The 24,326-nt window shown below is 69.6% G+C and carries 10 protein-coding genes; 8 read left to right on the top strand and 2 right to left on the bottom strand.

What is annotated here, in order from left to right; genetic code table 11:
* The first annotated feature begins 402 nt into the window (after positions 1-402).
* The 3 genes from JGS39_RS22790 to mfd all read left to right on the top strand — a co-directional run bounded on the left by JGS39_RS22790 (position 403) and on the right by mfd (position 7,572).
* Positions 403-1,191 (top strand): ABC transporter ATP-binding protein, encoded by a 789-nt coding sequence (locus JGS39_RS22790; protein WP_148019058.1) that lies wholly within the window; start codon positions 403-405, stop codon positions 1,189-1,191.
* A complete protein-coding gene (locus JGS39_RS22785) occupies positions 1,188-3,773 on the top strand; it encodes an ABC transporter permease (RefSeq protein ID WP_219571240.1) in 2,586 nt (861 codons plus the stop codon). The genes JGS39_RS22790 and JGS39_RS22785 overlap by 4 nt, the downstream gene beginning before the upstream one ends.
* Positions 3,774-4,041: 268 nt before the next feature.
* Positions 4,042-7,572 carry a transcription-repair coupling factor gene (gene mfd, locus JGS39_RS22780; protein WP_219571239.1) on the top strand — a complete coding sequence of 1,177 codons (3,531 nt, stop codon included), beginning with the start codon at positions 4,042-4,044 and terminating at the stop codon, positions 7,570-7,572.
* A gap of 84 nt (positions 7,573-7,656) precedes the next feature.
* On the opposite strand, the gene JGS39_RS22775 is transcribed toward mfd, so the two are convergent.
* Positions 7,657-8,961, bottom strand: a complete 1,305-nt coding sequence (locus JGS39_RS22775) for an SGNH/GDSL hydrolase family protein (protein ID WP_219571238.1) — start codon at positions 8,959-8,961, stop codon at positions 7,657-7,659.
* A gap of 100 nt (positions 8,962-9,061) precedes the next feature.
* Entirely contained in the window at positions 9,062-9,634 is a 573-nt protein-coding gene (locus tag JGS39_RS22770; RefSeq protein WP_219571237.1) for a TetR/AcrR family transcriptional regulator, read from the bottom strand.
* Positions 9,635-9,750: 116 nt separating this feature from the next.
* On the opposite strand from JGS39_RS22770, the gene JGS39_RS22765 reads away from it, so the two are divergent.
* From JGS39_RS22765 to JGS39_RS22745, 5 genes are all read left to right on the top strand, one after another.
* Entirely contained in the window at positions 9,751-10,623 is an 873-nt protein-coding gene (locus JGS39_RS22765) for an SCO6745 family protein (RefSeq protein ID WP_219571236.1), read from the top strand.
* A 108-nt stretch (positions 10,624-10,731) separates the two neighbouring features.
* The gene (locus tag JGS39_RS22760) at positions 10,732-11,514 is read left to right on the top strand and encodes an HNH endonuclease family protein (protein WP_219571235.1); all 783 of its coding nucleotides are present in this window, start codon (positions 10,732-10,734) and stop codon (positions 11,512-11,514) included.
* A 153-nt stretch (positions 11,515-11,667) separates the two neighbouring features.
* On the top strand, positions 11,668-12,039 hold the full coding sequence (locus tag JGS39_RS22755) for a hypothetical protein (protein ID WP_219571234.1): 372 nt from the start codon (positions 11,668-11,670) through the stop codon (positions 12,037-12,039).
* A complete protein-coding gene (locus tag JGS39_RS22750) occupies positions 12,036-12,656 on the top strand; it encodes a type 1 periplasmic-binding domain-containing protein (protein WP_219571233.1) in 621 nt (206 codons plus the stop codon). The genes JGS39_RS22755 and JGS39_RS22750 overlap by 4 nt, the downstream gene beginning before the upstream one ends.
* Before the next feature lie 239 nt (positions 12,657-12,895).
* Positions 12,896-23,413 (top strand): LamG-like jellyroll fold domain-containing protein, encoded by a 10,518-nt coding sequence (locus JGS39_RS22745; RefSeq protein WP_264302775.1) that lies wholly within the window; start codon positions 12,896-12,898, stop codon positions 23,411-23,413.
* Positions 23,414-24,326 lie beyond the last annotated feature (913 nt).

Below are 24,326 nucleotides of genomic sequence, written 5' to 3'. Positions count from 1 at the left end.
GCGCTGGCCCCGAGGCCCCGTACCGCGACGGCCCCGGGCGCGGGACGCCGCGGCTGAAGTCCCTCAGCAGGGCGTTCGCGTACGGCCGGGCCCCGCCGCTCCACCCAGCGGTGTGGACCCATGGGCGCAGGCCCTGAGAGACGTGTCCACCCGGGGGACCAGACCCCTAGGGGGACCTCCTTACATCTGGCCAGGGACCGTTCCTCCCGGCGGAGGACGTGCCCCGCCCCACCCGCTCCGTAGCGTGGTCATGCACCGGGGTTGCGGCAGACCACAGGGGGCGGGGTGGGGAAAACCCCACCCGAAGACTGCGCTGGGCACCAGCGCGCCGGACCCCCTCCCACGACCAGACTTCACAGCAGACAGCGACGAGCTGTCGTCGACCGACATAGGAGAAAAACCGTGACAACGGCTGTAACCATTCCCAGGCACGGGGGCACTGGAGGGCGTACGGCCGTGGCTGCGCGAGCGCGGCAGGTCGTCAAGGCGTACGGGGTCGGTGAGACCCGGGTCGTCGCGCTCGACCACGTCGACGTCGACATCGCACGCGGCCAGTTCACGGCCATCATGGGCCCGTCCGGCTCCGGCAAGTCCACGCTGATGCACTGCCTCGCCGGTCTGGACACCGTGACCTCCGGGCAGATCCACCTCGCGGAGACCGAGATCACCGGGCTCAAGGACAAGAAGCTCACCCAGTTGCGGCGCGACCGCATCGGCTTCATCTTCCAGGCGTTCAACCTCCTGCCGACGCTCAACGCGCTGGAGAACATCACGCTGCCGATGGACATCGCGGGCCGTAAGCCCGACGCCGCCTGGCTGCGCCAGGTCGTGGAGACCGTCGGTCTCGCCGAGCGGCTCAAGCACCGGCCGACGGAGCTCTCCGGCGGCCAGCAGCAGCGCGTCGCGGTGGCCCGGGCGCTCGCCGCACAGCCGGAGATCATCTTCGGTGACGAGCCGACCGGAAACCTGGACTCACGGGCCGGCGCCGAGGTGCTGAACTTCCTGCGCAAGTCCGTCGACGAACTCGGCCAGACCATCGTCATGGTCACGCACGACCCGGTCGCCGCCTCCTACGCCGACCGTGTGCTGTACCTCGCCGACGGGCGCATCGTCGACGAGATGCTCAACCCCACCGCCGACCAGGTGCTGGACCGCATGAAGGACTTCGACGCGCGCGGGCGGACGTCATGACCGTCTGGAAGACCTCGATGCGCAACTTCTTCGCGCACAAGGGACGCATGGCGCTCTCCGCCGTCGCCGTCCTGCTGTCGGTGGCGTTCGTGTGCGGCACGCTCGTGTTCACCGACACGATGAACACCACGTTCGACAAGCTCTTCGCCGCGACGTCGGCCGACGTCACCGTCAGCCCGAAGACGGCGAAGGTCGACGACACCCCGGAGAACGGCAAGCCCCAGTCGCTGCCCGCCTCCGTCGTCGCCCAGGTGGAGAAGGCCGACGGGGTGAAGAAGGCCGAAGGCGCCATCTCCAGCTCGGCGGTCACGGTCGTCGACAGCCACAACAAGAACATGGGCTCCGACACGGGCGCCCCGACGCTGGCCGGCAACTGGACCACCAACGACCTGCGTTCCATGGAGATCACCTCCGGTCACGCCCCGCGCGGCCCGACCGAGGTCATGGTCGACGCCGACACCGCGGACAAGCACGACCTGAAGATCGGTGACGAACTGCGCACCATCGCGGTCACCGGTGATGTCAGGGCGCGCATCAGCGGCATCGCCACCTTCAAGGTCACCAACCCGGGCGCGGCCATCGTCTACCTCGACACGGCCACCGCCCAGCGGATGCTGCTCGGCAGCCCCGACGTCTTCACACAGATCTCCATCACCGCCGAACCCGGCGTCAGCGACACGCAGTTGAAGCAGAGCGTCGCCGCCGCACTGGACGGCTCCGCCGCGTACAAGGTGCAGACCCAGAAGGAAGCCGCGGAGGCCAACAAGGACTCCATGGGCGACTTCCTCGACGTGATGAAGTACGCGATGCTCGGCTTCGCCGGGATCGCCTTCCTCGTCGGCATCTTCCTGATCGTCAACACCTTCTCGATGCTGGTCGCCCAGCGGACCCGCGAGATCGGCCTGATGCGGGCCATCGGCTCCAGCCGCAAGCAGGTCAACCGGTCCGTGCTGCTCGAAGCGGTGCTCCTGGGCATCGTCGGATCGATCCTCGGCGTCGCCGCCGGCGTCGGGCTGGCCGTCGGGCTGATGAAGCTCATGGGCGCCATCGGCATGGAACTGTCCACCGGTGACCTCACCGTCGCCTGGACGACCCCCGTGATCGGCCTCGCACTCGGCATCATCGTGACCGTCCTCGCCGCCTACATCCCGGCCCGCCGGGCCGGCAAGGTCTCCCCGATGGCCGCGCTGCGCGACGCCGGAACACCGGCCGACGCCAAGTCCGGCTGGATCCGGGCCGGTATCGGCCTGGTCCTCACCGGCGCCGGTGCCGCCGCCCTGTGGGCGACGACGCAGGCGGACGAGGCGGGCGACGGCTCGGCCTTCCTCGGTCTGGGTGTGGTCCTCACCCTCATCGGCTTCATCGTCATCGGCCCGCTGCTCGCCGGAGTCGTCGTACGGGCGCTCAGCGTCGTCGTCCTCAGGCTCTTCGGCCCGGTCGGCCGGCTCGCCGAGCGCAACGCGCTGCGCAACCCGCGCCGGACCGGCGCGACCGGTGCGGCCCTCATGATCGGCCTGGCCCTGGTGGCCTGCCTGTCGGTGGTGGGCTCCTCCATGGTCGCCTCGGCCACCGACGCACTGGACAAGTCGGTGGGGGCGGACTTCATCGTGCAGGTGGGCGGCGGTGACGGGAGGCCGCTCACCAAGCAGACCAGTGCGGCGGTCGAGGGGGCCCCGCACCTCGCACACGTCACGCATGCGAAGGAAGTACAGGCCCGGCTGACCCTGTCGGACGGCTCCACCGAGAAGGTGGGCCTGAGCGCCACCGATCCGACGTACACACAGGATCTGTCACGCGACACGCTCTCGGGAGACCTGTCCGCTGCCTACGGCAAGGACGCGATGTCCGTCGGGTCGGAGTTCGCGGAGCGCCACGGCGTCAAGGTCGGTGACGAACTGACAGTGGCCTTCGACCACGGCAGACCGGCCCGGCTGAAGATCGCCGCGGTCACCTCCGACGACTCCGCGCTCGACTCCGGGGCGATGTACACGAACCTCACCACGGTCGCGCGGTACGTACCGGCCGTAAGCATGCCCCTGGACTCCATGCTGTTCGCGAAGGCGGCTCCGGACCAGCAGGACCAGGCGTACGAGTCGCTCAAGGCGGCCGTCGCCGGCGATCCGACGGTCAAGGTGTTCGACCAGACCGACTTCAAGCAGAACCTGAAGGACCAGATCGGCCAGCTGCTGAACATCGTCTACGGCCTGCTCGCCCTGGCGATCATCGTCGCGGTGCTCGGGGTCGTGAACACCCTCGCCCTGTCGGTCGTCGAGCGGACCCGCGAGATCGGCCTGATGCGCGCCATCGGCCTCTCCCGCCGCCAGCTGCGCCGGATGATCCGGCTGGAGTCCGTGGTCATCGCCCTGTTCGGCGCCCTGCTGGGCCTCGGCCTGGGCATGGGCTGGGGCACCTCCGCCCAGAAGCTGCTGGCACTGGAGGGCTTCGGCGTCCTGGAGATCCCGTGGCCGACGATCATCACGGTGTTCGTCGCCTCGGCCTTCGTAGGACTGTTCGCGGCGCTGGTCCCGGCCTTCCGGGCCGGACGGATGAACGTCCTGAACGCCATCGCCACGGACGGGTGACCCGGGCGGTCCGCATAGACTGAAGATTCCGGCCCCGGGCGCTCCTCCAAGCGCCCGGGGCCGGAATTCGTCTGCGGGGACCTTGCCGGATTCCATACCCGCCGGCCCCCGCGGCGCGGCGCGCTGCCCGGTTGCGGGCGCGGCTGTCACCCCGGAGTCGTACGCTGGGGTAACCCCCGGCCCGTCTGACGTGTCGGGCCCTTCGCGTTGCCCCTGGCAGCAGCCGGCTGCCAGATTGTCGCCCTCGTTACCCGGACGGAAGCCCTTCATGAGCCTGCACGGTCTGCTGGATGTCGTCGTACGTGATCCGGCGCTCGACGAAGCGGTGAAGGCCGCCGGGGACGGGCACCGGATGCACATCGACCTGGTGGGCCCGCCCGCCGCCCGGCCCTTCGCCGTGGCGGCCCTCGCCCGGGACTCGAAGCGGACCGTGCTCGCCGTCACCGCGACCGGGCGCGAGGCCGAGGACCTGGCGGCCGCGCTGCGCACCCTGCTGCCGCCGGACACGATCGCGGAGTACCCGTCCTGGGAGACGCTGCCGCACGAGCGCCTGTCGCCCCGCTCCGACACCGTGGGCCGCCGGCTGGCCGTGCTGCGGCGCCTCGCGCACCCGAGGCAGGACGACCCGGAGACCGGGCCCGTCTCCGTCGTCGTCGCACCCATCCGTTCCGTGCTCCAGCCGCAGGTCAAGGGGCTCGGGGACCTGGAGCCCGTGGCGCTGCGGATCGGGCAGAGCGCGGATCTCGGCAAGACCGTCGAGGCGCTCGCGGCAGCCGCGTACTCCCGGGTCGAACTCGTCGAGAAGCGCGGCGAGTTCGCCGTACGAGGCGGCATCCTGGACGTCTTCCCGCCGACCGAGGAACACCCGCTCCGGGTGGAGTTCTGGGGCGACGACGTCGAGGAGATCCGCTACTTCAAGATCGCCGACCAGCGGTCGCTGGAGATCGCCGAGCACGGGCTGTGGGCGCCGCCCTGCCGGGAGCTCCTGCTGACCGACGACGTCCGCGAGCGGGCCGCCGCGCTCGCCGAGGCCCACCCCGAGCTGGGCGAACTCCTCAACAAGATCGCCGAGGGCATCGCGGTCGAGGGCATGGAGTCCCTGGCCCCCGTCCTCGTCGACGACATGGAACTGCTGATCGACGTCCTGCCCAAGGGCTCCATGGCCGTCGTGTGCGACCCCGAGCGGGTCCGTACCCGGGCCGCGGACCTGGTCGCCACCAGCCAGGAGTTCCTGGAGGCGTCCTGGGCGGCCACGGCGGGCGGCGGCGAGGCCCCGATCGACGTCGGCGCGGCCTCGCTGCGCGGCATCGCGGACGTCCGCGACCGGGCCCGCGAGCTGAACATGATGTGGTGGTCCGTCTCCCCGTTCGCCGCCGACGAGGAACTGGACGACGACACCCTCAAGCTCCGGATGCACGCACCCGAGGCGTACCGCGGCGACACCGCCCGCGCGCTCGCCGACACCAAGGGCTGGCTGGCCGACGGCTGGCGCACGGTGTACGTCACCGAGGGCCAGGGCCTCGCCTCCCGTACCGTCGAGGTGCTGAGCGGCGAAGGCGTCCCGGCCCGCCTCGACGCGGACCTCGACGAGATCACCCCGTCCCTCGTCCACGTCTCCTGCGGCGCCATCGACCACGGCTTCGTCGACGCCGAGCTCAGGATCGCCGTCCTCACCGAGACGGACCTGACCGGCCAGCGCACCGCCACCAAGGACCTGGGCCGGATGCCGGCCCGCCGCAGGAAGTCCATCGACCCGCTGACGCTGGAGACGGGCGACTACATCGTCCACGAGCAGCACGGTGTGGGCCGCTACATCGAGATGGTGCAGCGCACGGTGCAGGGCGCCACCCGCGAGTACCTCCTCGTCGAGTACGCCCCCGCCAAGCGCGGCCAGCCCGGCGACCGGCTGTACATCCCGACCGACCAGCTGGAGCAGGTCACCAAGTACGTCGGCGGCGAGGCCCCGACCCTGCACCGGCTCGGCGGCGCCGACTGGACGAAGACGAAGGCGCGCGCCAAGAAGGCCGTCAAGGAGATCGCGGGCGACCTGATCAAGCTCTACGCGGCCCGGATGGCGGCCCCCGGCCATGTCTTCGGCCCGGACACCCCCTGGCAGCGCGAACTGGAGGACGCCTTCCCGTACGCGGAGACGCCCGACCAGCTCAGCACCATCGCGGAGGTCAAGGAGGACATGGAGAAGTCCGTCCCCATGGACCGCCTGATCTGCGGCGACGTCGGCTACGGCAAGACGGAGATCGCCGTACGGGCGGCCTTCAAGGCGGTCCAGGACGGCAAGCAGGTCGCCGTCCTCGTCCCCACGACCCTCCTGGTCCAACAGCACTACAACACCTTCACCGAGCGGTACGCCCAGTTCCCCGTCAACGTACGGGCACTGAGCCGCTTCCAGTCCGAGACCGATTCCAAGGCGACGCTCGAAGGGCTCCGCGAGGGCTCGGTCGACCTCGTCATCGGCACGCACCGCCTCTTCTCCTCCGAGACCAAGTTCAAGGACCTCGGCCTGGTCATCGTCGACGAGGAACAGCGCTTCGGCGTCGAGCACAAGGAGCAGCTGAAGAAGCTCCGCGCCAACGTGGACGTCCTCACGATGTCCGCGACTCCCATTCCCCGTACCCTGGAGATGGCGGTGACCGGCATCCGCGAGATGTCGACGATCACCACCCCGCCCGAGGAGCGCCACCCGGTCCTCACCTTCGTCGGCCCGTACGAGGAGAAGCAGATCGGCGCGGCCATCCGCCGCGAACTGCTTCGCGAGGGCCAGGCGTTCTACATCCACAACCGGGTCGAGTCCATCGACCGGGCCGCCGCCCGCCTCCGCGAGATCGTGCCCGAGGCGCGGATCGCTACCGCCCACGGCCAGATGTCCGAACAGGCCCTGGAACAAGTGGTGGTGGACTTCTGGGAGAAGAGGTTCGACGTCCTGGTCTCCACGACGATCGTCGAGTCCGGCATCGACATCTCCAACGCCAACACCCTGATCGTGGAACGCGGCGACAACTTCGGCCTCTCCCAGCTCCACCAGCTGCGCGGCCGCGTCGGCCGTGGCCGCGACCGCGGCTACGCCTACTTCCTCTACCCGCCGGAGAAGCCGCTCACCGAGACGGCCCACGAGCGTCTCGCCACGATCGCCCAGCACACCGAGATGGGCGCGGGCATGTACGTGGCCATGAAGGACCTCGAGATCCGCGGCGCGGGCAACCTGCTGGGCGGCGAGCAGTCCGGCCACATCGCGGGGGTCGGCTTCGACCTGTACATCCGCATGGTCGGCGAGGCGGTCGCCGGCTACCGGGCCTCTCTCGAAGGCGGAGTGGAGGAGGAGCCGCCGCTCGAGGTCAAGATCGAGCTCCCGGTCGACGCACACGTCCCGCACGACTACGCCCCCGGCGAGCGGCTGCGCCTCCAGGCCTACCGCTCGATCGCCTCGGCCTCCTCGGAGGACGACATCAGGGCGGTGCGCGAGGAGCTCACCGACCGCTACGGCAAGCTCCCGGAGCCGGTCGAGAACCTCCTCCTGGTCGCCGGACTGCGGATGCTGGCCCGCGCCTGCGGCGTCGGCGACATCCTGCTCCAGGGGTCGAACATCCGCTTCGCGCCGGTGGAGCTGCGCGAGTCGCAGGAGCTGCGCCTGAAGCGCCTCTACCCGAAGACGATCATCAAGCCGGCCCTGCACCAGATCCTGGTGCCGCGCCCCACCGCGGGAAGGATCGGCGGCAAGCCGGTCGTCGGCCGTGAACTGCTGGCATGGACGGGGGAGTTCCTCACCACGATCCTGGGGTCGTGAGGAGCCGGTGCGGCCCTCCGCGTCGATAGGCGGAGGGCCGCACGCGGCTCGTCGAGGGGTGGATTGCCGCACGCGGCAGGGTCCTCAGAGCCTGCGCAGGTCCAGCGCCCCGGCCATCGCCCGGTAGCCCGCGTCACTCGGGTGCAGATGGTCGCCCGAGTCGTAGGCCGGGGCGATGCTGTCCGGGTCCTCGGGGTCGGCCACGGCGCGGTCCAGGTCGACCACGTCGTCGTACGCGCCCGACGTGCGGATCCAGTCGTTGACCGCGTCGCGCTTGGCCTCGTTGACGGGGCTGTCGTAGAACGAGCCCTTGATCGGCGTCAGCGTCGCGCCGATCACCTTGAGGCCCTTGGCGTGCGCCTGGCGGATCAATGACCGTTGCCCGGCTACCAGTTGGGCGACGGACACCTCGGGCGTGGGTGCGCCGACCCCGCCCGCACCGCTCGCCCCGATGTCGTTGATGCCCTCCAGCACGATGACCGTGCCCACGCCCGGCTCGTCGAGCACGTCCTTCTCGAAGCGGACCACGGCCTTCTCCCCGGCCCAGTCCGTGTCGTTCGTGACCTGGTTGCCGCCGATCCCGTGGTTGAGGACGCTGCGCGGCCTTCCGGTGGCCGCGAAGCGCTCCGCCAGTTCGTCGGGGTACCGGTTGTTCGTGTCCGGCGTGGATCCGACGCCGTCGGTGATGGAGTCGCCGAACGCCACCACCCCGTTCCCGCGCGGGGCGCCACCGCCGCCGACCTCGACGCCGGTGAGGTAGTACCAGGACTCGCTGGTCTCCGTGAACGCCGCGCCGTCGCGGTCGGCCCGGTGATCGCCCTGCGCCCGGTAGCTCGTGGCCGACGACATCATGTGGAAGGTGGCGGGGCCGGTCGGTGCGCTCAGGTACAGCGTGACGGTCAGCGACTCCAGCGCCCGGGTCCTGAACGGCGCCGCGTCACTGGTCGCGTCGGACCCCGCCGGGACGGTCACCGCGGCGTTCCCGCCGAAGGACAGCCGCCGGACCGAACCCTCGGCGACCGAGGCTCCGTTGTCCGTACGAGCCACCGTCGCCCCGGTGATGCGCAGCGGCGTGCTCCCGTAGCGGTTGGACAGTTCGACGCGGGCCCGGGTGCCGCCCGTGCTGACCCGTACCACCTGTCGGACCGTCTGGTCCGCGAAGCCCTGCCGCGACCAGTTCGGCGTGAAGACCTCGGTCGGTGCCTGCGGCGAGGCGGCCCAGCCGCCCTGCCATGCGCCGCGGTCCGGCTGCGGCGTGATGCCGTTACCGGCCGCCACGGCCTGCGCGGAGGCGCCGGTGAACTGTCCGCCGACGACCGGCAGCGCCACCAGAGCGAGTGCCGATAACAGCGCGACGCCCGTATGCCGTGCCGCCTTCGTGGATTCCATGGTTCCCGCCTTCGTTCTCTTCGGATGACCGTCTCGTGGATCACGTGCGCACGACATGGCCAATCACGCGGAGGCGTCGGCTATTCCCGCCGGGTGAGCGTCAGTTGGGCCCGTCCGGCGCGAAGACCGGCGTGGCGAGCGCCCGGAACACCTCTTCCGGGTCCCGGTCGCCGACCGCCTCGCTCAGGTTGCCGCTGAGCAGCAGGGTGGCGAAGCCGTGGGCCAGGGACCAGGCGGCCACGCCGGTGAGCCGGGCGTCGTCCCCGCCGCCGGAGGGGAGTCCGGTGACGCCCGCGCGCAGCGCCACCGACGCCCGCTCCTTGGCCGCGAGGAGGTCCGGGTCGTCGGCGCGGTAGAGATCCGGCTGGAACATCACCTGGAAGTGGGCCGGGTGTTCGGCGGCGAACCGTACGTACCGCACGCCCCGCTCCCGCAGGTCGGGCGCGTCGGCCAGGGCGTCGGCGAACAGCCCGTAGCCCTCGGCGGCGACGGCGGTGAGCAGGCCGGTGCGGTCCTTGAAGTGGTGGGCGGGGGCGGCGTGGGAGACGCCGGCCCGGCGGGCCAGATCGCGCAGGCTCAGCGCGGCGGGGCCCTCGGCGCGGATGACGTCGAGGGCGGCGGAGAGGACGGCCCGCCGCAGGTCGCCGTGGTGGTAGGTGCGGTCGCTGCTCATGGAGGGAACCCTACGCGCAATCTAGTCATTGACAAGTTCACTGGACGGGGTGCAGTCTGACTGCCGAGGAACATCTAGTCACTGGCAAGATTGAAGCTGCCGCGGAAGGCGGAGACATGTCCGACGAACTGGGTCGCGTACGACAGATGTGGCACCTGCTGGAGCCCTTGCACGCTGTTCTCTACTACGCGCCGGAGGCCTTCGAGGAGGCCGCGGCGCTCGGGTACGCGGTCGACGAGCGCTGGCCGAGCTACTTCGCGTGGCGGGCGGCGCCGCTCGGCGAGGAAGGGGCCGGGGCCGGCCGGGTCGCGGAGACCTTCTACAGCTTCAGCCCGGCGATGGTGGACGAGTACGTCCCCGCCGTCTGGTCCGTCGCCTCGCCCGACGCCGTGCTCGCCGCCAGGGGCCGGGCCGTCGACCGCGCGTACCGGACGATCCTCGGGGAGGCGGCCACCGCGCCGGACACGGCCGAGGCCGCCGCGCTCGTGCGACGCGTCGCGGAGGCCGCCGACACGACGGGCCGCCCGCTCGCCGCCGCCAACGCCGCGCTGCCCTGGCCGGACGCACCGCACCTGGTGCTCTGGCACGCGGCGACCGTCCTGCGCGAACACCGCGGCGACGGCCATCTCGCGGCGCTCGCCGACGCGGAACTCGACCCGGCCGAGGCGCTGGTCTCGTTCGCCGCCATCGGCGCGGCGCGCCCGGAGGTGTTCGCGAGCCGGCGCTGGAGCGCCGAGGACTGGGCCGAGGCCCGCGAACGGCTGCTGAAGCGCCACCTGGTGGCGGACGACGGCACGGCGACGGAGGCGGGCAGGGCGCTGCGCGCCGAGGTCGAGCGGCGCACGGACGAGGCGGCGGCCGCGCCGTGGCGGGCACTGCGGGACGAGGAGCGGGAGCGGCTCGTGGAGCTGCTGGGCCCGTTGTGGGTGGCGGCGATCGGCTCCGGGCTGCTGCCGATGGAGACGACGCTGGGCATCGGCAAGGTGTGATCCGGGCCGCATCCGGAGTGACTGGGTGCCATGAACACTCCCTGACGGGGCAGACGTCCGTAGGATTCCCGGGTTGGTTCGGCTTTCTCCCCGTCAGGACGGCTTCGAGTGATATCTCCCCGCGATTGTCGAGTGATCGTGCCCGCCCTGGGCGTGGCGGCCGTACTGGCCCTGACCGGCTGTGACCCCGAACAGGTGGCCTCCGGCGACGGTGGGGCGAGCAGCAGCGCGAACGGCGGCGGCCGGTCCGCCACCGGCTTCGGCGCCAGCCCGCTGGACAACCCGGACGGTACGAAGCCGGGCCTCGCCCCCCTCACCTCGGACGCGGACCGGGCGGCGGCCCGGAAGGTCATCGAGAAGGTGGCGACCAAGGGGCGGGGCCCCAAGACCGGCTACGAGCGGGACAAGTTCGGGTACGCCTGGAAGGACTCGGTCGACGGCATCCCGCTCTCGCGCAACGGCTGCGACACCCGGAACGACTTGCTGGCCAGGGACGGCAAGAAGGTCGCACTCCGGTCGGGTTCGGACTGCGTGGTCATCGCCATGACGCTCATGGACCCGTACACCGGCTCATCCATCGAGTGGCGCAAGCAGCAGGCCACCAAGGTCCAGATCGACCACGTCATGCCGCTCTCGTACGACTGGCAGATGGGCGCTGCCCGCTGGAACGAGGCCAAGAGGCAGCAGATCGCGAACGATCCGTTGAACCTTCTCCCGGTCGACGGCCCGGCCAACAACGCCAAGCGCGACTCGGGCCCCGCGTCGTGGCTGCCGCCGTACAAGCCGGTGCGCTGCTCGTACGCGCTGCGGTTCGCCCAGGTCTCGCTGAAGTACGAGCTCTCGGTCACCACCGCGGACAAGAAGGTCATGCTGGAGCTGTGCGGGGGCTGACCGGCCCCCGTCCCCCGGCGCCGGGGCGCCCGCTGTGTCGGACCTGTGAAGGAGCGGTGTACTCTACGGCGTCCGAATCCATCGGGCGTCTGTGCGAACGGTCCGATCCGCTCCATGCCGGGCCGCCCGCGTCGCTCCCCTAAGGAACCAAGCGTGAAGCCTGCTGTGCCCCACGCCGCCGAGGCAGGCCTGCGTTCGCCGCTCGCGGTGGTGATGACCGCGACGCCCCGCGTCCTGCTGGCCGCGGTACCCGTGGTCACGCTGGGCATGCTGTCCTTCGTGCCGTCCCTCGCCATCGCCGCCCGGCGGCGGCGGGCCGTCGACTGGGCGGCGTTCGCGGGCTTCGCGGCCGCCAACGTGGCCTGGGTGCTCTGGGCGGCGCTGACCCCGGAGGAGACGCAGGGCGCGGAGTTCGCCGCGGATCTGCTGCTGGTCCTGGTCACCACCCTGGGGGCCGCGGCGCACGCCCTGTTCGCCTGGGCTCCCTGGCGGACACACCGCGCTGACGCGAACGGCACGGCATGAGGACCCGGCGGACCTGGCGGGGCAGGACACCCGAGCCGCAGCGCCGCATTCCCCGTGTCCGACTGCTCCTTGAGCACACGGCGGCGCTGTTGCGCGGGCGCCGTGGAGCGTGGGCGGGCGGCGCGGCACTGCTGGTCGTCTGCGCCCTCGTCGCCGTGTGGGTGTTCGGCGGCGACGACGAACCGGCGGGCCCACCGGACGCCAGGGCGCGCCAGTACCAGGACGTCGACGCGTGTCTGCTCACCGGCGAGGACGGCATCGCGGCAGGCACCCCCGCCGCCGCCGTCTGGCAGGGGATGGAGGCGGCCTCCGGTGACACACGGGCCCGGGTCACTCATGTCCCGGTCATGGGCGAGCAGACCGCGGCGAACGCGCTGCCGCACCTCAACGGGCTGATCCAGCGGGACTGCGAGGTCGTGCTGGCCGCCGGCAAGGCCCAGACGGAGACGGTGCGCAAGGCGGCGGCCGGCCACCCCCACGTGCGGTTCGTGGTGGTCGGAACCGGGCCGGGGCCGGGCGACGCGGAAGCAGGCAACCTCACGGTGGTCGCGCCGGGGGGCGAGGTGCCCGACGAGGTCGCGGACGCCGTCCGACGGGCCGTCAAGGCCGTTCAGTAGCAGGTGAAGTGGCCGAACGGACCCGATGAGATAAACATCGCATAAGATCGGCCGGGAATGAGTAGAACTCGTGTCGGTGTATAGGGCAATCTCGCGAGGCCATATGTAGGCCTTGTGAAGAGAAAGCAGCCCCGATGCGTGCTCGATGGCGAAGACCATCATCGTTGTTCCCCCCAGGCCCCGTCGGGCGACGCAGGGCGCGAGGCACGGCAGTTGCCGTACTCGTCTCGCTCTCGTGCATGCTCACGACCGAGACGGCGTCCGCCACGGGTGAGACCCTTCCGGCGCTCTCGATGCCGAAGATGTCCCTGTCCGGGCTGTGGAAGTGGCTGGACGAGTCCCCCCTGGACACTCCCGACCAGGAGAGCGGTACCGCGCGCGGCAAGAGCCACACCGCCACCGCGGACCAGACCAGCAGCAGGACCGCGGTCGGTCACAGCGCCGGCAAGGGCAAGGGCGAACTCGACGCCTACGCCCGGGCCGACGACCGCCCCGGCACGACCGTGACCGACTCCGTCGCGGGGAACGCCAAGAGCTTCGACGCGAAGACCAGCAAGCGGAACGCGAAGAAGTCGACGGCGACCTCCGACTACTTCGTCAACACGGACGGGTCGACCACCGTCCGGCACTACGCCGGCCGGTCCAACTTCAAGGGCGCCGACGGCACCTGGAAGCCGATCGACACCGACCTGGCGCAGGACAAGGACGGCAGGCTCCAGCAGACCGCCAACTCCCTCGACGTCGAGTTCGCTCCGGACGCGGGCGACCAGCAGCTCGCCTCCGTCGGCTTCGGCGCCGGCCGCAGCCTCGCCTACTCGCTCCGCGGGGCGAAGAAGGCCGTCGTCACCGTCGACGCCGACAACACGGCGACGTACGCCGACGTCCTGCCGGACACCGACCTGCTGCTCTCCCCGCTCGCCGAGGGCTTCAAGGAGCGGCTGGTCCTGCGGTCGGCCGACGCACCCAACTCCTGGCTGTTCCCCCTCGATGTCCAGGGGCTCACCCCTCGCATCGCGGACAACGGGGACGTGGAGTTCACCGACGGGGACGGGGAGGTGACCGCCACCATTCCCCACGCCTTCATGGAGGACTCCAGGATCGACCCCCGCTCCGGCGACGCGGCGATGTCCCGCGCGGTGACCTATGAACTGACCACCGCCGACGGCAAGCCCGCTCTGCGGCTGACCGCCGACCGCGACTGGCTGGACGACCCGGCCCGGGCCTATCCCGTCACCGTGGACCCGACGGTCACCGCCGGCAACACGACGTACGCGCAGAACACCATCGGCGGCGACCACTCCACCGAGAACCAGATCAAGGTCGGAAGCTACGACTCCGGCACCAACAAGGCGAACTCGTTCCTCCAGTTCTCCACGCTGGGCACCACGCTCAAGGGCCAGCGGGTCACCGCCGCCACCCTGAACGTGTACGCGGTCTGGTCCGCGACCTGCACCGCCGAGCCGTTCTCGGTCAGTCCGATCACCAAGTCCTGGACCCCGGCCGGTGTCACCTCCTACCCCGGGCCGGCCTACGGCGCCGCCATCGGCACCGCCACGCCTGCCCCCGGAGCCTCCTGCAGCAACAGTGCCAACGCCATGAGCGTCGGCACGAAGATGCCGGTCAAGCTGTCCACCGACTGGTTCGACGGCGTCGCCACCGGAAGCGCCAACTACGGCCTGGCCCTGACCGCGCCGACCGGCGACGGGCTGCACTGGAAGAAGTTCCACTCCGACAACAGCACCACGGCCGGCTTCCGGCCCGCGCTGGACCTGACCTACACGCCCAACACGGCGCCGCAGATCAACGCCCAGTACCCGCCGGAGAACCACCAGTCGAACACCCTCCAGCCGGAGCTGCTCGTCTACGCGAGCGACGCCGACAAGTGGCCGATGGCCGCCCTCACGTACGCCTTCGAGGTGTACGACGCGGACAGCGACAGCACCACGCCCGTCGCCACCTCCGGGATCATCTCCAAGAGCAGCTGGAAGATACCCGCCGGCAAGCTCAAGTGGAGCAAGAACTACGCCTGGTACGTCAGCGTCACCGACGGATACGACTCGGTGATGTACTCGGCGAGCCGCTTCGCCACCGCCGTACCGCAGCCGCCGGTCACCTCGGGCCTCGCCCAGAACACCGACGGCCACGAGTTCGACCCGAGCGACGCCAACTACACCACCGAGGACACCGACGCCGAGGTCGAGGTCGTCGGGCCCTCGCTGTCCGTGGAGCGCTCCTACAACAGCCGTGACCCGCGCACCGACGGGGGCTTCGGCGCCGGCTGGGCGACGGTCACCGACATGACGGCCGCGGAGGTGAAGGACGGCGCCGGCACCCTGACCAGCGTCGTGATCACCTACCCGGGCGGCGAGCAGGTCGCCTTCGGCCGCAACGCCGACGGCACCTTCGTGCCGCCGATGGGCCGGTACGCGCGCCTCGCACCGGCCGCGTCGGGCGGCGGTTACACGCTGACCGACAAGGACTTCACCGCCTACAACTTCCAGCAGGCGGTGACCGGCAAGGCCGGCACGTTCGCGATCTCCTCCATCAAGGACTACGCGAACCGCGCCGAGACCTTCACCTACACGAGCGGCAAGCTCAGCAAGGTCACCAACACCACCTCCAACCGGTCGCTGTCCTTCACCTGGCAGACCCCGGCCGGGGCCACCGCCCCGCACGTGGCGACCGTAACCACGGACCCCGCCAAGGCGGGGGACACGAGCACCGCCCAGGTCTGGAACTACGGCTACACCGGCGACCAGCTCACCAAGGTCTGCCCGCCCGCCGATCCCACCAAGTGCACGGTCTACGGCTACGCCACGGGCAACCACTACCGCACCACCGTCATGGACGCGGACCCGTTCGCGTACTGGCGGCTGGGGGAGACCAGCGGCACGGTCGCGAGCGACACGGTCGACCTCAACCAGGGCAGGTTCAACGGCCTCTACCGCAACGTGACCCTCGGCGGGACCGGTCCGCTGACCGGGTCCACGCAGAAGGCCGCCACGTTCAACGGCACCACGTCGTACGTCGAGGTCCCGAGCGCCCCGGGCGCCACGCCCTCGTACACGACGGTGTCGCTGTGGTTCAAGACCACGCAGGCGGGCGGTGTCCTCTTCTACTACGGGGACAAGCCGCTCAGTGACGCCGACCCGGTCGCGAACACCAAGAAGAACACCCCGGCGGTGTACGTCGGCACGGACGGCAAGCTCCGCGGCTGCCTCGCCATGTCCCCGGGCTGCATGACCACGATCGCGTCCACGGCCACCGTCACGGACGGCAAGTGGCACAACGTGGCCCTCACCGGAGCGGCGACCACCCAGACGCTCTATCTCGACGGCGCCAAGCAGGGCACCCTCGCCGGCACCATCAACGACTGGGAGCAGCCCTACATCTCCTTCGGCGCCGGGGTGAACACCGACGGCTGGCCCGCGATGAACGCCTCCGACAAGCTGGGGCACTACTCCGGACAGCTGGCCGAGGTCGCCGTCTACACCGAGGCGCTCGACCCGTCGGTCATCACCGCGCAGTACCAGGCGGCCACCCGGTCCGCAGGACTGCTCAACAAGATCACCACGCCGAACGGCAAGACCCAGTCGGCCGTCACCTACGGCACCACCGACGACCTGGTCGTCCAGGCGACCGACGGCGACGGCGGTACCTGGAAGCTCACCCCGGCCACGGTCACCGGCTCGTCCCAGGTCTACCGCTCCGCGGTGATGGGATCGGCGCCGGCCGGCTACTGGCGCCTGGACGACACCCAGGGCGCGGCCCAGGCCGCCAACGAGCTGCACACCGGCTTCGGCACGTACAACAGCGTCACCCAGGGCGTGGCCGGACCGTTCGGTACCGGTGACGTCACGGCCGCGCAGTTCAACGGGACCAGCTCCTTCGCGGAGATCCCCTACGCGTCGTGGCACGGCAAGGGCGACCGCTCCGTCGAGCTGTGGTTCAAGACCGCGAAGCCCGGTGTGCTGGTGTCCGACCAGACCAAGGCGCCCAACGACGCGGCCGGGGCGAGCGGTCCCATCGACCCCGTCCTGTACGTGGGTGCCGACGGCAAGCTCCGCGGCCACTGGTACAGCGTGTCCGGTTCGGCCACCACGGACTTCGGGTCCAAGGACAAGGTCGACAACAACGCCTGGCACCACGCGGTGCTCTCGGCGACCGGGACCACGCAGACCCTGTACGTGGACGGAGTCAAGCAGGCCGACTTCACCGGGGCGCCCAACGACCAGACGAACACGCGCACGTTCATCGGCGCGGGCTTCGCCAAGGGCTGGATCAGCGCTCCCGCCGACGTCAGCTACTTCACCGGCTCCATCGCCGAGGTCGCCGTGCACGCGGGCGGACTCACCGAGGAGCAGGTCGAGCAGCACTGGTCGGCGTACAAGGCATCCGCGGGCGTCGCCCCGGTGCGGACGGTGAAGCTCACCGACCCCACCGAGAAGACGATGACCTACGTGTACGACGCGGAGATGGGCAACCGCCTGCTCACCGCGATCGACACCAACGGCAAGCGGACCACCTTCGGCTACGACACGGCGGGCTTCCTGCGCACCGTGACCGACGCCAACGGCAACCGCTCGATCACCGGCCACGACATCCGCGGCAACACGGTCTCCCAGACCATGTGCCAGGACACGGCCGCGGGCAAGTGCGCCACCGACTACTACACCTACTACCCGGACTCGACCACGGCGTTCCCGCCGATGGACCCGCGCAACGACCTGGTGCTCACCGAGCGCGACGGCCGTTCCTCGGGGCCGACGGACAACACGTACCTGACCAGCTACGCGTACGACACGGCGGGCAACCTCACCTCGGTGACGACGCCCCCGGTGCCGGGCCACCCGAACGGGCGGACCGCCACCACCGCGTACACGACCGCCACCACCGCGGCGGCGGAGGGCGGCACCGCGAAGGCGCCGGCCGGTCTGGTCGCCGAAGTGGTCACACCGGGCGGCCGGAAGACCGCGTACTCCTACTTCGCCAACGGTGACGTCGCCGAGACCACGGACGCCAACGGGGCGACGGAACGGAGCACGTACGACAACCTCGGCCGTCAGCTCACCAGGACCGAGGTGACCGACGCCCAGCCGGGCGGCATCACCACGACCCTGACGTACGACAAGGACGACCAGGTCCTCACCGAGACCGACCCGCCGGTCACCAACCGGGTCACCGGCGCGGTCCACACCGGGCGCACGAGCACGGTGTACGACCCCGACGGCAACGTCCTCTCCCAGACGGTCGCCGACCTGACCGGCGGTGACACCTCCCGCGCCACGTCGATCACGTACGACGCGTACAACCGCATGGCGTCGCGGACCGACCCGGGCGGCGACACCACGTCGTTCGAGTACGACGTGTACGGCAACAAGGTCAAGGAGACCGACCCGGCCGGCAACGTCAACACGTACACCTTCGACGGCGAGGGCAGGCCCCTCACCACCAACCTGCTGAACTACACGGGCGACCCGGCGAACCCCTCGCCGGCCACGACCCTCGTGCAGGAGTCCCGGGCCTACGACCCGGCGGGCCGGCTCGCGTCGATCACCGACGCGATGGGCCTCGTCACGGCGTACACGTACACCGACGACGGGCTCTCCGCCTCGGTGATGCGCAAGGACCCGGCCAACGGCCTCTCCTTCACCGAGGAGGCCAACACCTACGACGCGGCCGGCAACCTGGTCAAGCAGGTCACCAACGACGGCCAGACCGTGTCCACGTTCACGGTGGACGCCTCCGACCGCACCACGTCGTCGGTCCTGGACCCGGGCGGCCTCGCCCGGACCACGAAGGTCAGCTACGACCCCGACGACAACGTCGTCTCGGAGACCGACCTCGACCCGGCAGCCGGCCGCACCAGCACCGAGGACACGCTCTACGACAACCTCGGCAACGTCACCGGATCCACCCTCCACGACGGCACCACCGCACCGGTGGCCCGCTGGAAGCTGGGCGAGACCAGTGGCACGTCGGCCGCCGACTCCTCCGGTGGCAACCGGACCGTCACCTTCGGCAGCGGAGTCACCCACTCCACCGAGCACGGTGGCGCCGCCGTCTTCGACGGCACGGCGAACGCCTACGGCGAGACGAAGGGCGCGGTGGTCAACACCGGCGGCTCCTACACCGTCTCGGCGTGGGTCAAGCTGAACTCCACGGCGGCCAACAACACCTTCCTGGCCCAGTCCGGGGAGTCCGCCAGCGGTTTCCAGCTGTACTACTCCACGGCGTACGGCTGGACGTTCAACCGGCACAGCTCGGACATGGCAAGCCCGGTCATCGTGAGGGCCAGTTCCGGCACCGCAGCGGTGACCACCGGTACCTGGACCCACCTGACCGGTGTGTACGACAAGGAAGCGGCCCAGATCCGTCTGTACGTCAACGGCGTGCAGGCCGGCACCTCGACGGCGTTCGCCACGCCCTGGGACGCCACGGGCCCGCTCCAGATCGGCCGCAGGATCCCCGGCAAGGAGAACACCAACGGCTCGCTCAGTGACATCCAGGTCTACGGCGAGGCACTGACCGCGGCCCAGGTGACCGCACTCAAGGGCGGCACGCTGCCCGCAGCGGGCAGTTCGGTCCGCACCAACAGCTGGAAGCTGGACCAGCGCGGTCTGCCGCTGGCCATGACCGACGAGAACGGAGTCACCACCGACTACGGCTACGACGAGGCCGGTCAGCAGACCAGCGTCACCGAGCCGGCGGTCAACAGTGAGACCGGCGGCGGCACCCCGGTGTCGGTCCGCCCGGTGTCGATGACCGGTTACAACACGTTCGGCGAGGACACCGAGTCCTCCGACCCGCTGGGCAACGTGGTGACGACGGCGTACGACGCCGAGGGCCAGGAGTCCTCGACGACTATGCCGAACTACACCCCGCCGGGGGCCTCGGCCCCGATCACGGCCGCGACCTGGAACGAGTACAACAAGCTCGGTCAGGTCACCGCCGAGGTCGACCCGCTGGGCAAGCGCACCGAGTACGCCTACACCCAGCTCGGCGACCTGGCTTCGGTCAAGGAGCCCGGCGGCGCCACGACGCGGTACACGTACACCGCCAACGGCGACCAGTTGTCGGCCACCCGGCCCGGCGGCGCCCGCCAGGAGACCACCTGGGACTACCTCGGCCGCCCGGTCACGGACACGGACATCGTGCGCCAGCCGACCCAGCGGGCGTACACCTCCATCAACGAGTACAACGCACCGGGAGGTGAACTCTCCCGGACGGTCAGCCCGACCGGGGTGAGCGAGTCCTACAAGTACAACGTCATCGGCGAGACGACGGAGGTGACCGACGCCGCGGGCGCCACCAGCCGCTTCACGTACGACATGGACGGCCGGCCGCTCACGTCGGTGGACGCCGACGGCACCAGCACCGCCAACACCTACGACGGCTACGGCCAGCTCACCGCCACCAAGGACCTGGACGCGACGGGCAAGGTGCTGCGCACCAGCAGCTCCACCTACGACCGGGTGGGCAACCCGACGTCGGTGACCGACTACCGGGGCCACACCGTCACGCTCACGAGCGACGCGACGGGCTTGATCACCAAGGCGGTCCAGCCGGTCTCGGAGACCGAGTCGATCACCACGACCTTCGGCTACGACGCGGCGGGCAACCGCACGCGCTTCACCGACGGCCGCGGCAACGCCTTCCTCACCACGTACAACACGTGGGGCATGGCGGAGAAGGAGATCGAACCGTCCACCCCGGCGCATCCGGATCTCGTGGACCGCACGTTCACGATGATCTACGACGCGGCGGGCCGCCCCCAGGAGCAGCGCTCCCCGGGCGGGGTCGTCGTCAGCAATGAGTACGACGACCGGAGCCGGCTGGTCCGCCAGTACGGCACGGGCGCGGAGGCGGAGACCACCGACCACACCTACACCTATGACGACGACGACCAGGTCACCTCGGTCGCGGGTACGGAAGAGGAGAAGAACACCTTCTCCTACGACGACCGAGGTCTGCTCCTGAGCGCCAACGGGCCCTCCGGAACCTCCTCCTTCGCCTACGACGGCAATGGCGCGATGACCTCGCGCAAGGACGCGTCGGGCACGTCGACCTTCGGGTACGACACTGCGGGCCGGCTGAAGTCGGCGCAGGACGGGGCGACCGGTACGTCGATGACGTACGGGTACGACACCGAGTCCAACGTGACGTCGATCGAGTACGGCCAGGGCAAGGGGCGGCGTGACTTCTCGTACGACTCCCTGGGCCAGCTGACCACGGACAAGCTGACGTCACCGACCGGCAAGTCGCTGGCGTCGTTCACCTACGGCTACGACCTCAACGGCAACGAGACGTCGAAGACGACGACCGGTGTCGCCGGGGCCACCACCAACACGTACACGTACGACTGGGCGAACCGCCTGTCGTCCTGGAACAACGGGAGCGCCACCGAACAGTACGGCTACGACGCGTCCGGCAACCGGACCCGCGTGGGCGGTGACACCTACACGTACGACGCCCGCAACCGCCTCACCTCGGACGGCCAGGGTGCGTACACGTACACCGCGCGCGGCACGATGAGTTCGGTCACCGACGAGGCCGGTGTGCAGACGTCGGTGAAGGCCGACGCCTTCAACCGCGTCATCAGCGAGGGCGAGCGCACCTACACGTACGACGGCCTGGATCGGACGCTGAAGGCGACCGACGGCCAGGGCGGCACGATGTACGACTTCGCGTACAGCGGGGCCGGCAACGACGTGGCGTCCGACGGCGGTACGTCGTACAGCCGCAACGTCGACGGTTCGCTGATGGGCATCAAGTCGGCGATGAGCTCGGTGCTCGCGCTGACCGACATCCACGACGACGTGGTGGGTCAGTTCACCGCGGACGGCGAGGCGCTGACCGGCTCGACGACGTACTCCCCGTTCGGGAAGGTCGAGGAGTCGACCGGCATGGTCGGACACCTCGGCTACCAGTCGGGGTGGACGGACCCGGAGACCGCCAAGGTCAACATGGCGGCGCGCTGGTACTCACCGGAGACCGGTCAGTTCAACAGCCGCGACACGGTGGGCATGAACCCGCTGCCGACGTCGGTGTCCGCCAACCGCTACGCGTACGCGGACCAGAACCCGATGACGGCGACGGACCCGACGGGTCACTGGCCGAGCTTCGTCGACAAGGCCATCAAGAAGGTCAAGAAGAAGGTCAAGAAGGTCGCGAAGTCGGCCTGGAAGAAGACCAAGAAGGCCGTCAAGAAGGTCGCGAAGAAGGTCAAGGCCGCCGCCAAGAAAATCAAGAAGGCGGTCAAGAAGGTTGTCAAGAAGGCCAAGCGCGTGGTGCGGAAGGCCGTGCACTATGTGGCCGACAGCGTCAAAAAGGTCAAGAGATACGTCAAGCGCACGTACAAGCGCGTAAAGAAATACGTCCACAAGGTCGTCAAGCAGGTCAAGAAAACCGTCCGCAAGGTCGCCAAGGCCGTCAAAAGCGTGGCGCACAAGGTGGTGAAGGCCGCCAAGAAGGTCGGTAGGGCCGTCAAGAAGGCGGCGAAGGCCACAGCCAACTTCGTGAAGCAGCACGCTTCGACGATCGCCTCGGTGGCGGTTGGTGTGGCGGTCTTCGCGGGTTGTACCGCGGCGACCGGTGGCGTGGGCGTCATCGGCTGCGGTGCCCTGGCAGGTGCCGCAGCCAACGCGGTCGGCTACGCGATGAGTGACGGCCCCAAGACCCTGGGCGGATTCGCGACCGCGGTCGGCGTGGGAGCCCTCACCGGCGCCCTCGGCGGCGCGGCCGGCGGAGCGGCCTCCGGCGCGGTGGGCCGCCTGCTCGCCGGTGTCGGCGGCAAGGCGCTTAACGGCGCGGCGATGGGTGCTGCGGGCGGCGCTGCGGAAGGCGCGGTCGGCTACGGCATCTCCTGCGCGGCCAGCGAGGAGGGCTGCAGCGTCTCCGGCGCGGCGAAGGCCTCGGCGGTGGGCGCGGCAACGGGCGGTGTGTTCGGCGCGGCGGCCAGCAAGTTCGGCCGCAAGTCGCCGGCGAAGCAGGAGCCGGACGGTGAGCCCACGTCTCCGGGTGGCAGTTGCCGGGTTGGCGTTCCGCACAGCTTCACGGGCCTGACCGGGGTGCTGCTGGCGAACGGCACGACCAAGCCGATCTCCGAGGTAAAGGTCGGGGACTACGTCCTGACGGCCGAACCGGGAAAGAAGAAGACGGAGAAGCACAAGGTCAAGGCGGTTATCGTCACCAAGACGGACCGCGACTACGTCGACGTCGTCGTCGACACGAAGTCCGGCCCGAAGACGATCCAGACCACCAAGCACCACCAGTTCTACGAAGCCACCAAGGACGCCTGGACCCAGGCCGCCGATCTCAAGGCCGGCCAGAAGCTTCAGAACGCCTCCGGCGGACCCGCAGTGGTGCTCGACATCAAGGCGTACACAGCGCAGCGCGTCACGTACGACCTGAGTATCGAGGGTCTGCACACGTACTATGTGCTGGCAGGCGCCACCCCGGTCCTTGTCCATAACACGGGAAATGGCCCATCCGGGACGATCTTCCGATCCGGGGACTACATCTTCCAGATCTACGCCAATGATCACCCGGATCCGCACGGGCACCTCAAGGGCAAGGGATATAACATACAGATCGGGCAGAATGGCAAGCCGCTGTCTGGAAATCCCGAACTGACAAGTGCCCAGCAGAAGATAGTAGACGCGAACAAGGGTCTGATCCGTCGTAGTATCAAAAAGAAAATGGCCGAATATAACAGGAATCATCCCAAGGATCCTGAGACCGGGGAACGGTGCTAAATGCACGGACGTCTTGAAGACATTCTCGCAGAGTTGGCCCGGAGTACCGGATCAGTGCTCGTTAGCGCGGCCGACGAGCACGAGCGGTGGTCCCTCTACCGAGATGCGTGCAAGAAGAGTGAATGCTTTACTCTTCTCTTCGAAGCCGTAGCCCTGGAACCTGATCCGAACGTTGCACTAGGGATCGTTCTGCAGGTGTTGGGAAAGGTTTCGGAGAACTCCCGGGGGACCTGGATCGCCCAGCTTCAATCGGAAAGGAACCGGGACTATGCGGCTCGCCGCGCGACAGAGGTCGGTATCTATCAGACCCGTGCGATAGCGAGTCTTCTCGCTGTCGATGGCGTCGAGCAATCGTGGTCCGATTGGTTGCAGGTTCGTCTAGCAGAATTTTCTGAAGAGCCAGCCGTATTGCAGAGGCTCTCGGAAAATGGGCGAACCAAGCGAATCAGGCGTATTGCGGCACAGCGCCTGTCTCACCTTCGGCGCTGACGTCTTTCCAGAGGCATGTGGATACATGGCGTGCTCCGGTTGGGGCCGGAGCACGCCTCATGTCAGCCACAACCCGCCGCTGGGCATCAAGGCGTGACGAGAAGGCCCGTGGGGATCGGCGGCGCGGCGTAAAGCATTTCCGCAGGGGCGTGTCTATGTACTCGATCTCAGCATCGTTTCTGTCGGAAGGTCTCTTGCTGCGTTGACCAAAAAAGGTCGAGGTTCTGCCCCATTCTTAGACGGGCCGTTCAATTAGCCCCAAAAAAGCGTCGCGGTCCACCAGCTGGCTGGTGGACCGCGACGCATTGCACTTTCGGTAGCGATGAACGACGGTCTGTCGAATGCGGAGCGTCGGGCCTGGCGGAGTGGAGAGGGCCGAGTTCGGCGCTCCGGCGGGGCAGCCGCGGCGACAACACGGGGCGCG

The organism is Streptomyces poriferorum, from assembly GCF_019399235.1.
GTDB classification, from domain to species: Bacteria; Actinomycetota; Actinomycetes; order Streptomycetales; family Streptomycetaceae; genus Streptomyces; species Streptomyces poriferorum.
Note: the sequence above shows the minus strand (reverse complement) of the source record. Positions and strands in the feature narration are given on the sequence as shown.